The following is a 13,496-nucleotide window of genomic DNA, read 5'->3' as shown; positions in this document are numbered from 1 at the left end:
CGGTGGTCATAGCGTGAGGGAAACGCCCGGTTACATTCCGAACCCGGAAGCTAAGCCTCACAGCGCCGATGGTACTGCAGGGGGGACCCTGTGGGAGAGTAGGACGCCGCCGAACAATCATTCCAAAAAGACCCCCTTCCGGACGGAAGGGGGTCTTTTTGCGTTAACGTCTCTGCCAGCACACCCCGGCCGGCGGAAGGCACGAACCGTTGCAGAACCTGACCCTTACCTGGCAGTCCGCCGGGGGCACCGCGGTCGCTCTCTACGGCGGTTCGTACGCGGCGTCGAGGTGGCGGCGTGCCCCGCTGTCGTCGCTGCTGCGCGAGGCCGGAACGCTGCTGGCGCTGTTCGCGCTCTGGCAGTTGGTCGGACACCTCTCCCTGATGAGCAGCGAGCACGCGCTGGACCGGGCGCGTTGGATCCACCGGGCGGAGCTGGCGGTCGGGTTGCCGGACGAGGCGTCCTGGCAGGCGGCGGTCACGCCGTACCCGGTGGCGGTGAAGGCCGCGAACTACTACTACGCCGTGATGCACTTCGCGGTGATGATCGCCGTCCTGGTCTGGGTCTTCGTGCGGCACCGCGAGCGGTACGCCTGGGTGCGGAACACGGTGGTGATCACGACGGCGATCTGCCTCGCCGTCCAGTTCATCCCGGTGGCGCCGCCCCGGATGCTGCCGCAGAGCGGGTTCGTCGACGTGGCCGCCGAGTACGGCCAGTCGGTGTACGGGGGCGCGGTCGGCGGGGTGGTGGTCGCCGCACAGCTCTCGGCCATGCCGTCGGTGCACGTGGCCTGGTGCGTACTGGCGGCGGTGGCGGTGATCCGGGTGTCGACGAGTTCGCTGCGCTGGCTGGCGGTGCTGCACCCGATGCTGACCGTCGCGGTCGTGGTGGTCACGGCGAACCACTTCTGGGCGGACGGCCTGGTCGCGGTGGCGATCCTGCTCTTCGCGTACGCCGCCCAGGCGGCCTTCGCCCGTTGGCGGGCCCGCCGGGCCTCCCGTGCGGTGTCGGCGGCGGTCGACGCACCGGCCGCGGAACGGGCGGGCAGCCGGCGCTAGCCGGACGGACGCGCCGTCGGGCCGGCCTTCCCACCCGGGGGAGGCCGGCCCCTGTGCGTGCCTGCCGTCGGATCCTTGGCCAGGCCCTTACTTGACCGGCAGTACGGCCCGGCCCCAGGCGCTGTTGGTCAGCGACGAGGTGGCCCAGTACCAGGCGACGAGCCCGGAGGCCGCGGCGACCCAGCCGGCGAACTTGGCGAGGCCGCCGGAGGTGTTGAAGGTGGCGAAGGCGGAGAGCACCAGCGAGACGGTCAGCAGACCGTAGACGAGGCGGCTGAACAGACCCGCGTTCCAGCCGGCGGCGGTGAGGGTGAGGGCGAGCAGGGCCCACAGCAGCAGGAACAGGCCCGCCGCGTTCTTTCCGGCCCCGCCGGCCGCGGACCAGGTGGCCCAGAAGGCGCCGAGGCTGGTGAAGGCCGTGCCGGTGAAGCCCTCGCCGCCGCGGAGCTGCCAGAGACCGGCGATGAAGAGGGTGACTCCGCCGAGGAGGTGGGCGAGATGTGCCGAGTCCCCGACCCCGGTGCCGCTGAGGATCCCGGTGGAGAGGAGACCGTAGGCGAGGAGTGTCAGGCCGAGGGCGAGGTAGCCGAGGTTGACGGCGTCGGCACCGGTTGAACGGGCGTTCTGTGCCCCGGAAGCTTCGTTGCTCACCGGAGGCTCCTTTCGGTTTGGGCGCGCGCAGGGCGCGGTCGACCGCAGGTGGGATGTTCGATGAGGTGGATGCGCGCGACCGCGCCGAGGGCGCACGGCTGGAGCGTGCGACGGCTGCGGTCAGAATGACGGCCCAGCGGAGGAACCGCTGGTCGTGTCCCCGCCGGGGGATTCCCCGGTGAGATCGGTGTACCCGGTCGGCAGAGCTTGTACCCTTGTGAATCGTACAATTTGTGCCGTCGTCAGCTGTCGAACGCTCACGGTTGGCTTCCGAGTCGCCCCGGTACGGGCAGCAGCGCTCAGACTTCGGACAGCCGCGCTCAACTCACGTGCGGCAGTGGTCAAACCTCGTGAGGCAGGGCCCGGCCCGCGTGCGGCAGGGCCCGGCCCGCAGCCGGCACCGGTCAGCCCACGCGCTGGGCGGGCACCCGCAGGGTCAGGATGGCCATGTCGTCGGACGGGGGCTCCGGGGCGAACCGCTCGACGGCCCGCTGCACCCGCAGGGCCACCGCACCCGCGGTCAGTCCGGTGCAGCCGGTCAGCACCTCGGCGAGGCCGTCGTCGCCCAGCATCCGCAGCCCCTCCCGGCGTTCGGTGACGCCGTCGGTGACGCAGAGCAGTACCTCGCCGGGGGCGAGCACCAAGTGCTCCGCGGTGAGGTCGAGTTCGTCCATCACCCCGAGCAGCGGCTGCGGGGTGGCGGCCCGGTCCACCTGGCCGTCGGTGCGCAGCCGCAGCGGCAGCGGGTGGCCGGCGCAGACCAGCGACAGCTCGGTGCTGCCGTCCGGGCGCGGCGTCAGCTCGCCGTACAGCAGGGTGAGGAAGCGGCTGCGCGAACCCTCGTCGAGGATGGCGGCGTTGAGCCGGCTGAGGACCTGCGGGGCGTCCAGGCCCTCGCGGGCGAGCAGGCGCAGCGAGTGCCGGGCGAGGCCGGTGACGGACGCCGCCTCGGGGCCGGTGCCGCAGACGTCGCCGATGGCGAAGCCGTAGGTGCCCTCGCGGATGGTGAACAGGTCGTAGAAGTCGCCGCCGACCTCGTTGCCCTCGCCGGCCGCCTGGTAGTAGACGTCGACCTCGACGCCGGGGATCTCGGGCAGGTCCGGCGGCAGCAGGCTGCGCTGGAGGGCCTGGCTGGTGGCGGTGCGCTCGGAGTAGAGGCGGGAGTTGTCGAGTGCGAGGGCCGCCCGGCGGGAGAGGTCCTCGGCGAGCTCCAGGATCTCCTGGCGGAACCGGACGCCGGCCGGGGCGCCGAGGACGAGCAGGCCGATCACGCGGTTGCGGGCGGTGAGCGGCAGGACGACGGTCTCGCCGAGCAGGCCGGAGAGTTCGGGGCTGTCGGTCAGTCCGCCGGCCCGGGCGGTGTCGACCGGGGCGGTCCAGAAGCGGACGCCGTGGGTGGGGCCGGACTCCGGGGCCGGGGTCTTGTCGAGCAGGGCGCGCAGCGGGTCGATGCGGTCCTCGTCCTCGTGGAGGACGAAGGCGAGCGAGGCCGGGGCGCCGTGGTCGCCGTTGGTGTAGACGGCGCACCAGGAGGCGAGGGTGGGGACGGCCATCTGGGCCATCAGGGCGAGCGTCTGCTCGTGTTCCAGGGTGCCGGCCAGCAGGTCGGAGGCCTCGACGAGGAAGGAGAGCGAGCCGCGGCGCAGCCGGTCGAGTTCGGTGAGCCGGGTGCTCTCGATGGCGAGCGCGACGCGGTCGGCGGCGAACTGGAGGCGCAGCGCGTCCTCGTTGTCGTACCGGCCGGGGGCGGCGGCGGCGATGCCGAGGGAGCCGATCAGCCGGCCCTCGACCTTGAGCGGGACGGTGAGCAGGGAGCGCAGGCCGCTGCCGGTGAGCAGCGCGGGGCCGTTCGGGCGGGTGGCGAGGTCCTCGTGGACGGAGGGCAGCCGGGCGGAGTCGTAGCGGTTGCCGGTCTCGACCGGGAAGCGGCTGTGCCGGCGGTGGCCGGTGGTGAGGCCGGTGGCGGCGCGGACCTCGAACTCGGTCTCGTCCTCGGTGGTGAGCAGGACGTAGGCGGCGTCGGCGTCGAGCAGGTCGCGGGCGCGTTCGACGGTGCGCTGGAGCAGGGTGTCGAGGTCGTCGGAGGCGGTGGGGCCGGCGAGCAGGTCGAGCCGGCCGGCGGCCTGGTCGGACCTGTCGCCGGGCAGGGCACGGGCGGGGGAGCGGAGCACCGCCCGGTCGGAATCGAGCACGAGCAGACAGAGGGTGGACGGGGTGCCGTCGGTGTCGCGGATCCGGACCTGGAGGCCGTACACGTCGACGGTGCGGCCGTCGGCGTGGCGCAGGCCGTAGCCGCCCTCCCAGCGGGCCAGCCGGAGCGTCGCGGCCAGGCCGAGGCCGGGGCCCTGCGGCCAGACGGCGAGGTCGGCCCAGGGGCTGCCGAGGACGGCGTCGGCGGGGTGGCGGAAGAGGGCCTCGGCGTCGGCGTTCCAGGCGAGCACGCGGCCGTCGTCGTCGAGTTGGACCACGGCTACGTGCACCGGGCCGCTGCTGCTGGGCAGTTCGCCGCCCGGGGTGGCGGGGACGGCGTAGCGGGTCCCGGCGACGTGGGCGGGCAGGGCGAGGCGGAACCAGACGGTCTTGCGGCCGGCCGCGTACTCGACGCCCCAGCGTTCGGCGAGGGCGGAGCACATCAGCAGGCCGCGGCCGCCCTCGCCGTCGGGGTCGGCGTAGCGGTCGGAGGCGGTGACGGGGACGTCGGCGAAGGACGGCAGTCCGCGTTCGGGGTGGTGGTCGGTGACCTCGATCCGGACGGTCCCGTCCTCGCGCAGGCAGCAGACCTCGGCGGCGGTGCCCGCGTGCACGACGGCGTTGGTGACGAGTTCGCTGACCAGCACGACGGCGTCGTCGACGACCTCGGGCAGGCCCCACCCCAGCAGGGCGTCCCGGACGAACGAGCGGGCGGCTCCGGCCGACCGGCCGACGGGTTCGAAGGTGGCGGCTGCGCGCGCGGTGACCACGTTGCCACTTCTCCTCTGCTCTGGCCCTGGCTGTCCGGGTGCGGCGCCGACTCCCCGTACGCGCCGGCGGGGTGAGCGGCGGCGCTGGGCGGGGGCGTGGCCCGGTGCAGCGCTCCACCCTACTTTCCGGTTGGTTCCCCGTGGGGGCGGGGCGCCGAAACAGGCACCTGAGGGTGATTCTGCCCACCTGTTTCGGCCGGGGCGGTAACAACCGAGCGCAACCGGCCGTATACCCGGCGCCCGTGCTGCCAGACTGGGGGGTCCGCGACGGCCGGTCGGAGCAGTACGGTCGTGTGGGTTCCGGTGGGCCGCGAGGCCCGCGGGGACGCAGTTGCGCCGGGCCGGTGTCCGGTTGCGGGCCCCGGAAGGGGCGCGGCCGGTCACCGGACAGTTCACGATCTGGGAGGGGCCCGTTGAGTTCGGCCACCAAGGACGCAACCGGTACGACGCCGCCCGCTCAGCGTGGTGCGCGGTCCGGGGCCGCGCCGCGGAGCGCGGCCGGCCGGCGAGCGAACCACAACCGGGGAGCCGAGCCGGCCGAGCTGCGCAAGCTGCTGGCCGCGCTGACCGCCATGCGGGACGGCAACTTCCGGCGCCGGCTGACCGTGCCGGGCGACGGGCCGCTGGCCGAGATCGCCGCGGTGTTCAACGAGGTCGCCGAGCGCAACCAGCACCTGACCGGCGAGCTGGCCCGGGTGCGGCGGGCGGTGGGCCGCGAGGGCCGGCTGAACGAGCGGCTGGAGACCGGCGCCGGCGAGGGCGCCTGGATGGCCGCCGTCGACAACTGCAACGCGCTGATCGACGACCTGGCCCGGCCGATGGCCGACGTGGGCCGGGTGCTGGCCTCGATCGCCGAGGGCGACCTGGACCAGAAGATGGAGCTGCGCTCGCTGCACGGCAACGGGGTGAGCCACCCGTTGCGCGGCGAGTACCTGAAGATCGGCCGGACGGTCAACGGCCTGGTGGACCAGCTCTCCGAGTTCACGGACGAGGTGACCAGGGTCGCCATCGAGGTCGGCACCGAGGGCAAGCTCGGCGGCCAGGCCAAGGTGCGCAGCGTCTCGGGCAGTTGGAAGGACCTGGCGGACTCGGTCAACACCATGGCCGGCCGGCTGACCGCGCAGGTGCGCAACATCGCCCAGGTGACAACCGCGGTGGCCAAGGGCGACCTGTCGCGCAAGGTCACGGTCGAGGTGGCCGGCGAGATGCTGGAGCTGAAGAACACCGTCAACACGATGGTGGACCAGCTCAACGGCTTCGCCGCGCAGGTGACCAGGGTGGCCCGGGACGTGGGGACCGAGGGCCGTCTCGGCGGTCAGGCGCAGGTGCCGGGTGTCGCCGGCGTCTGGCGGGACCTCACCGACTCGGTCAACTTCATGGCCGACAACCTGACCGGCCAGGTGCGCAACATCGCCCAGGTGACGACGGCGGTGGCGCGCGGGGACCTCTCGCAGAAGATCGAGGTGGACGCGCGCGGCGAGATGCTGGAGCTGAAGAACACCATCAACACGATGGTGGACCAGCTGGGCGCCTTCGCGGACGAGGTGACCAGGGTCGCCCGGGACGTCGGCACCGAGGGGATCCTCGGCGGCCAGGCGAGCGTGCCGGGGGTCTCCGGCACCTGGAAGGACCTGACGAACAGCGTCAACCTGATGGCCAACAACCTGACCAGTCAGGTCCGCAACATCGCCGAGGTGACCACCGCGGTGGCCCGCGGCGACGTGTCGAAGAAGATCACCGTCGACGCCCGGGGCGAGATCCTGGAGCTGGTGACGACCGTCAACACGATGGTCGACCAGCTGTCGGCGTTCGCCGACGAGGTGACCCGGGTGGCCCGCGAGGTGGGCACCGAGGGCATCCTCGGCGGCCAGGCCCGGGTGCGCGGGGTGTCGGGCATCTGGAAGGACCTGACCGACAACGTCAACCTGATGGCCAACAACCTCACCGGCCAGGTCCGCAACATCGCCGAGGTGGCCGGCGCGGTGGCCCGCGGCGACCTCTCCAAGAAGATCGCCATCGACGCGCAGGGCGAGGTCGCGGCGCTCGCCGGCACCCTGAACACGATGGTCGACCAGCTCTCCTCCTTCGCGGTGGAGGTGACCCGGGTGGCCCGCGAGGTCGGCACCGACGGCACCCTGGGCGGCCAGGCGAGCGTGCCGGGCGTGGCCGGCATCTGGAAGGACCTGACCGACAACGTCAACCTGATGGCCAACAACCTCACCGGCCAGGTCCGCAACATCGCGCTGGTGATCACCGCGGTGGCCCGCGGCGACCTCTCGCAGAAGATCGACGTGGACGCGCGGGGCGAGATCCTGGAGCTCAAGACCAGCATCAACACCATGGTCGACCAGCTGGGGTCGTTCGCGGACGAGGTGACCCGGGTGGCCCGCGAGGTGGGCACCGACGGCCGTCTCGGCGGCCAGGCCAGGGTCCCCGGCGTGGACGGCACCTGGCAGGACCTCACCGAGTCGGTGAACGAGCTGGCCAACAACCTGACCCGGCAGGTGCGCGCGATCGCCCAGGTCGCCACCGCCGTGACCAGGGGCGACCTGAGCCTGCGGATCGACGTGGACGCCGCGGGCGAGCTCGACGAGCTCAAGGACAACATCAACCAGATGATCGCCAACCTGCGCGAGACCACCCGCACCAACCAGGAACAGGACTGGCTGAAGACCAACCTGGCCCGGATCTCCGGCCTGCTGCAGGGCCGCCGGGACCTGGAGGCGGTCGCGTCGCTGATCATGACCGAGCTGACGCCGGTGGTCTCCGCCCAGCACGGCGCGTTCTTCCTCGCCCAGCCGGCCGGCCGCACCGCCGAGCTGATCACCGAGGACGACGACGAGAACGACACCGTGCTGCGGTTGATCGGCAGCTACGGCTACCAGCGGCGGGCGATGCCGACCATCTTCCGGCCCGGCGAGTCGCTGATCGGCCAGGCCGCGGTGGAGAAGCGGGCGATCATCCTCAAGGAGGCGCCGCCCGGGTACCTCAAGATCGCCTCGGGCCTCGGGGAGGCCTCGCCGGCCCACATCGTGGTGCTGCCGGTGCTGTTCGAGGGCCGGCTGCTGGGCGTGATCGAGCTGGCCACGTTCAGCTCCTTCACCACCGTGGCACTGGACTTCCTCAACCAGATCGCCGACCTGATCGGCGTCACCGTCAACACCATCAGCGTCAACACCAAGACCGAGGGCCTGCTGCTGGAGTCCCAGCGGCTGACCGCGGAACTCTCGATGCGCTCCGCCGAGTTGGAGGCGCGCCAGGAGGAGCTGGAGCGCACCAACGAGGAGTTGCAGGAGAAGGCCTCGCAACTCGCCCAGCAGAACCGTGACATCGAGATCAAGAACGGCGAGATCGAGGAGGCCCGGCAGGTCCTGGAGGAGCGCGCCGAGCAGCTCGCCCTGGCCTCCCGGTACAAGAGCGAGTTCCTCGCCAACATGTCGCACGAGCTGCGCACCCCGCTCAACTCGCTGCTGATCCTGGCCAAGCTGCTCTCCGACAACAACGAGGGCAACCTCTCGCCCAAGCAGGTCGAGTTCGCCGACACCATCCACGGCGCCGGCTCCGACCTGCTCCAGCTGATCAACGACATCCTCGACCTCTCCAAGGTCGAGGCCGGGAAGATGGACGTCCGCCCGGCCCGGATCGCCCTGGTCCAGCTGGTCGACTACGTGGAGGCCACCTTCCAGCCGGTCGCCCTGGACAAGAGCCTCGACTTCGCCGTCCGGGTCTCGCCCGCGCTGCCGGTCACCCTGCACACCGACGAGCAGCGGCTCCAGCAGGTGCTGCGCAACCTGATCTCCAACGCGGTCAAGTTCACCGACGCCGGCGCGGTCGACTTCTCGATCAGCCCGGCCGGCCCCGAGGTCCCGCAGCACGTCCGGGAGCAGCTGCTGGAGGCGGGCGCGATCCAGGGCCCGGACGACGAGCTGATCGCCTTCTCGGTCTCCGACACGGGCATCGGCATCCCCGGCAACAAGCTGCGGGAGATCTTCGAGGCGTTCAAGCAGGCCGACGGCACCACCAGCCGCAAGTACGGCGGCACCGGCCTCGGGCTCTCGATCAGCCGGGAGATCGCCCGGCTGCTCGGCGGTGAGATCCACGCCGAGAGCGAGCTCGGCAAGGGCTCCACCTTCACCCTCTACCTGCCGCTGCGCACCGAGGCCGCGGGCGTTCCCGCGGGCGCGCAGCCGCCGGCCGCCGGCAGTCCCGCGGTCCGGGCCACGGTCGCCGTGACCCCGGCGGGCACGCCCGTCCCGGTCGGCGAGAACCCGGCCGACCACTGGGCTCAGGAGGTCCGGGAGCTGGCCGAGGAGCGCCGCCGGGGCGCCGTCGAACGGCGCCGCGCCGCCGCCCTGGACGCCTCCGCCGAGGGCCGCGCCCAGGCCGTCGGCCCCGCCGTCCGTCCGGCCGGACGGGTGGACGCCCGCTTCGACGGCCAGCAGGTGCTGATCGTGGACGACGACGTCCGCAACGTCTTCGCGCTCACCAGCGTCCTGGAGCAGCACGGCCTGACCGTCCTCTACGCCGAGAACGGCCGCGAGGGCATCGAGATGCTGGAGCAGCACGAGAACGTCGCGCTGGTCCTGATGGACATCATGATGCCGGAGATGGACGGCTACGCGACCACCGAGGCGATCCGCCGGATGCCCCAGTTCGCCGGTCTGCCGATCATCGCGCTGACCGCCAAGGCGATGAAGGGCGACCGGGAGAAGTCCCTGGAGGCCGGCGCCACCGACCACATCACCAAGCCGGTCGAGACCGACCACCTGCTGACGGTGATGCACGAATGGCTGACGGCCCGGAAGGGATAGCCGCCGCGACGCCCCCGCCGGACCGGGAGGACCGGCGGGGGCGTGCGGTACCCGGCCCGCTCCGGGGTTCACGCCCGGGGGGCGGACAGTTTTCTGGCGGTCGGGGGCGGGAACCGGGTAGGGTCACCGATCGTTGCGAACAGTGACCGGACGGCGACTCGCTGCTGAGCGTGCGCCGGGGCACCGGTTGCGTGTCGTTCCGGATCAAGTCCTGACGGAGCGGTGTGCCGGGCGAGGGGGTGCGGCTAGCATGACCGGGGTAGTGGTGGGCAGTACGCGGGTGCCTTCCCCAGGCAGGCAGACGACAGGAGGGCGGGCCGGAATGCAGAAGGCGAAGATCCTCCTGGTCGACGACCGGCCGGAGAACCTGCTGGCGCTGGAGGCGATCCTCTCCGCGCTGGACCAGACGCTGGTGCGCGCGGCCTCCGGTGAGGAGGCGCTCAAGGCGCTGCTCACCGACGACTTCGCGGTGATCCTGCTCGACGTCCAGATGCCGGGCATGGACGGCTTCGAGACGGCCGCGCACATCAAGCGGCGCGAGCGCACCCGGGACATCCCGATCATCTTCCTGACCGCGATCAACCACGGGCCGCACCACACCTTCCGCGGCTACGCGGCCGGCGCGGTGGACTACATCTCCAAGCCCTTCGACCCCTGGGTGCTGCGCGCCAAGGTGTCGGTCTTCGTCGACCTCTACATGAAGAACTGCCAGCTCAGGGAGCAGGCCGCGCTGTTGCGACTGCAACTGGAGGAGGGCGGCGGGCAGCCGGCCATCGGCGGCGCGCTGCTGGGCGAGCTGTCGGCGCGGCTGGCCTCGGTGGAGGAGCAGGCCGAGGCGCTGGTCAAGCAGCTGGACGGCACCGAGGACGGCGGGGTCGCCGCCACCGCGGTGCACCTGGAGCGGAAGCTGACGGGCCTGCGCAGGGCGCTCGACGCGCTGCGCCCCGGTACGGACTAGACGGCGGCCGCCCGCTTGCCCCGTCCGGGTGAAACCGGATCAGCGTGACGGTGTGTCTGCGACACGTCCGGGCACCCCGTACCAGGCGCATGGGCACCGGTGGTCGGCCCCGGTAGGCTGCTGAGCCATGGCCACACGTACGCCCGGAAGCGCGGCACGCAGTTCGAGTCCGGGACCGTCCAAGAAGGCCGCGGCGAAGGCTCCGGCCAAGCCGCCCGCGAAGAAGGCGGCGGCCAAGAAACCGGCCCCGGCGAAGAAGGCCCCGGCCAAGCCCGCCCCGGCGGCGCCGCCCCCGCCCCCGCCGATGCTCTTCCGCGCCGTCCGGGCCGTCTGGCTCGGCCTGGCACACGCGGTCGGCGCGGTCTTCCGCGGCTTCGGCGACGGCGCCAAGAACCTGGACCCGGCGCACCGCAAGGACGGCGTCGGCCTGCTGCTGCTCGCGCTGGCGCTGGTCACGGCCGCGGGCACCTGGTTCAGCCCCCAGGGCTGGCTGGGCGAGGCGGCCACCAACGTGGTCTCCGGGCTGTTCGGCCGGCTGGACGTGCTGGTGCCCTTCCTGCTGGCGGCCGTCGCGATCCGGCTGATGCGCCATCCGGAGCTGCCCGAGGCCAACGGGCGGATCATGATCGGCCTCAGCGCGCTGGTGGTCGGCGTGCTCGGCCTGGTCCACATCGGCTGCGGTGCGCCCATGATGGGCAGCGGTGCGTCCCGGATAAGGGCGGCCGGCGGCATCGTCGGCTGGGCCGTCTCGACCCCGATGATGGCCGCCGCCGGACCGCCGCTCGCGGTGCCGCTCCTGCTGCTGCTGGCCTTCTTCGGCCTGCTGGTCACCACGGCCACCCCCGTCAACCGGATCCCCGAGCGGCTGCGCGCGGCCGGGGTGCGCCTCGGCGTGGTCGAGCCCGGTCCGGACGACGAGCCGACCGGGGGGCGTACGCCGGAGCGCGAGTTCTCCACCGCGCCGCCGGAGGACGCCGACCCGTCGGCGCTGCCGTTCACGGTGGACGCCGACGGCGACTCCCCGCAGGACGAGGTCGCCGCCCGCCGGCGCCGCCGCCGACGCAAGCAGCCGGACGACCCGGAGCAGGACTCCGCCGCCGCCGACGTGCCGGGCAGGGACCCGTTCGTCAAGGACCTGGCCGACCCGTACGCCACCCGGGACCTCGCCGCCGGCGCCGCCGCCGACCTGGACGGCGCGCTGGTCTACGGCGTGCCCGCCTCCTCGGCGGTGGCGAACATGATGCACCAGGTGCAGGACCGCACCGCCCCGCCCGAGGAGCCCGCCGTCCCGGCCGCCCGCAGCGCCGGGGCCGGCCCCGGCGCACCGGAGGAGCACGGCCCGGCGCCGGTGCGGATGGAGCAGCTCCAGCTCTCCGAGGGCATCACCTACGCGCTGCCCTCGCTCGACCTGCTGGAGCGCGGCGGCCCGGCCAAGGCCCGCAGTGCCCTCAACGACGAGGTGGTGGCGCAGCTCACCAGCACCTTCGGCGAGTTCAAGGTGGACGCCAGGGTCACCGGCTTCACCCGGGGCCCGACGGTCACCCGGTACGAGGTCGAGCTGGGCCCGGCCGTGAAGGTGGAGCGGATCACCGCGCTCGCCAAGAACATCGCGTACGCGGTGGCCAGCCCGGACGTGCGGATCATCAGCCCGATCCCGGGCAAGTCCGCGGTCGGCATCGAGATCCCCAACCGGGACCGGGAGATGGTCAACCTCGGCGACCTGCTGCGCTCGCGCACGGCCGCCGAGGACACCCACCCGATGGTCGTCGGCATGGGCAAGGACGTCGAGGGCCACACCGTGATGGCCAACCTCGCCAAGATGCCGCACATCCTGGTGGCCGGCGCGACCGGCGCGGGCAAGTCGTCCTGCATCAACTGCCTGATCACCTCGGTGCTGGCCCGGGCCACCCCGGACGAGGTCCGGATGGTCCTGGTCGACCCGAAGCGGGTCGAGCTGACCGCGTACGAGGGCATCCCGCACCTGATCACGCCGATCATCACCAACCCCAAGAAGGCCGCCGAGGCCCTCCAGTGGGTGGTGCGCGAGATGGACCTGCGCTACGACGACCTCGCGGCGTTCGGGTTCCGGCACGTGGACGACTTCAACGCGGCGGTGAAGGCCGGGAAGGTGACCCCGCCACTGGGCAGCGAGCGCGAGCTGAAGCCGTACCCGTACCTGCTGGTGATCGTCGACGAGCTGGCCGACCTGATGATGGTCGCCCCGCGCGACGTCGAGGACTCGGTGGTCCGGATCACCCAGCTCGCCCGGGCCGCCGGCATCCACCTGGTGCTGGCGACCCAGCGGCCCTCGGTGGACGTGGTCACCGGTCTGATCAAGGCCAACGTGCCGTCCCGGCTGGCGTTCGCGACCTCGGCGATGGCCGACTCGCGGGTCATCCTGGACCAGCCGGGCGCCGAGAAGCTGATCGGCAAGGGCGACGCGCTCTTCCTGCCGATGGGCGCGAGCAAGGCGATCCGCATGCAGGGCGCGTTCGTCACCGAGGCGGAGATCGCCGCGGTCGTCCAGCACTGCAAGGACCAGCTGACCGCCGTCTACCGGGACGACGTCACCGTCGGCGGCGGGCCCAGGAAGGAGATCGACGAGGAGATCGGCGACGACCTGGACCTGCTGATCCAGGCCGCGGAGCTGGTGGTCTCCACCCAGTTCGGCTCCACCTCGATGCTCCAGCGCAAGCTGCGGGTCGGCTTCGCCAAGGCCGGCAGGCTGATGGACCTGATGGAGTCGCGCGGGATCGTCGGCCCGAGCGAGGGCTCCAAGGCCCGCGACGTCCTGGTGAAGCCGGACGAACTGGACGGCGTGATCGTCGGCATCCGCGGCTGACGGAGCGTCCCGTTCCGGGGTGTTCACCCGTTCGGAGGGGGGTAGGCGCGGTGTACGGAACCGATCGGACGTGCACCGCGTCACACGGCGAAAGCGGCGGCTCCGGTGAACGGCGGCCGACGCCCTGACGGCCGGTCAGTGGCCGTTCGGGAGCGGGACCGGGTGGGTGTGCGCATTCGGGCCTGTTCCGCTTGAGAAACGATCCGCCCGCGCCCC

6 protein-coding genes and 1 rRNA gene are annotated in these 13,496 nt (G+C 72.4%); 5 read left to right on the top strand and 2 right to left on the bottom strand.

All coding sequences use genetic code 11. The features are described 5' to 3' along the window. Both rrf and J5Y04_RS29560 read left to right on the top strand, forming a co-directional pair. Positions 1 to 115: ribosomal RNA gene (gene rrf, locus J5Y04_RS29565) — 5S ribosomal RNA — on the top strand; the annotation flags it as partial. A gap of 94 nt (positions 116 to 209) precedes the next feature. Beyond that, positions 210 to 1,058 (top strand): phosphatase PAP2 family protein, encoded by an 849-nt coding sequence (locus tag J5Y04_RS29560; RefSeq protein WP_209415456.1) that lies wholly within the window; start codon positions 210 to 212, stop codon positions 1,056 to 1,058. A gap of 87 nt (positions 1,059 to 1,145) precedes the next feature. Here the strand turns inward: J5Y04_RS29560 and J5Y04_RS29555 are convergent, their stop codons facing one another. Both J5Y04_RS29555 and J5Y04_RS29550 read right to left on the bottom strand, forming a co-directional pair. After that, a complete protein-coding gene (locus J5Y04_RS29555; protein WP_209415455.1) occupies positions 1,146 to 1,709 on the bottom strand; it encodes an acetate uptake transporter in 564 nt (187 codons plus the stop codon). Between the two features lie 404 nt (positions 1,710 to 2,113). Next, positions 2,114 to 4,669 carry a SpoIIE family protein phosphatase gene (locus J5Y04_RS29550; protein ID WP_209415454.1) on the bottom strand — a complete coding sequence of 852 codons (2,556 nt, stop codon included), beginning with the start codon at positions 4,667 to 4,669 and terminating at the stop codon, positions 2,114 to 2,116. 413 nt (positions 4,670 to 5,082) lie between these two features. Between J5Y04_RS29550 and J5Y04_RS29545 the strand changes: the two genes are divergently transcribed. The 3 genes from J5Y04_RS29545 to J5Y04_RS29535 all read left to right on the top strand — a co-directional run bounded on the left by J5Y04_RS29545 (position 5,083) and on the right by J5Y04_RS29535 (position 13,280). After that, positions 5,083 to 9,480 (top strand): HAMP domain-containing protein, encoded by a 4,398-nt coding sequence (locus tag J5Y04_RS29545; protein ID WP_209415453.1) that lies wholly within the window; start codon positions 5,083 to 5,085, stop codon positions 9,478 to 9,480. Between the two features lie 322 nt (positions 9,481 to 9,802). After that, on the top strand, positions 9,803 to 10,438 hold the full coding sequence (locus J5Y04_RS29540) for a response regulator (protein ID WP_209415452.1): 636 nt from the start codon (positions 9,803 to 9,805) through the stop codon (positions 10,436 to 10,438). Between the two features lie 127 nt (positions 10,439 to 10,565). Next, positions 10,566 to 13,280, top strand: coding sequence for a DNA translocase FtsK (locus J5Y04_RS29535; protein WP_209415451.1), 2,715 nt, complete (start codon positions 10,566 to 10,568; stop codon positions 13,278 to 13,280). Positions 13,281 to 13,496 lie beyond the last annotated feature (216 nt).

The sequence above is a fragment of the Kitasatospora sp. RG8 genome (assembly GCF_017813315.1).
In the GTDB taxonomy this organism is placed as follows: domain Bacteria; phylum Actinomycetota; class Actinomycetes; order Streptomycetales; family Streptomycetaceae; genus Kitasatospora.
The sequence above is the reverse complement of the archived record's forward strand: the minus strand, read 5'-3'. Positions and strand labels throughout refer to the sequence as shown.

Excerpts from the sequence above, each read along its gene's own strand:
- J5Y04_RS29540 (WP_209415452.1), top strand. The coding sequence starts at position 9,803 with ATGCAGAAGGCGAAGATCCTCCTGGTCGACGACCGGCCGGAGAACCTG.
- J5Y04_RS29535 (WP_209415451.1), top strand. The coding sequence starts at position 10,566 with ATGGCCACACGTACGCCCGGAAGCGCGGCACGCAGTTCGAGTCCGGGA.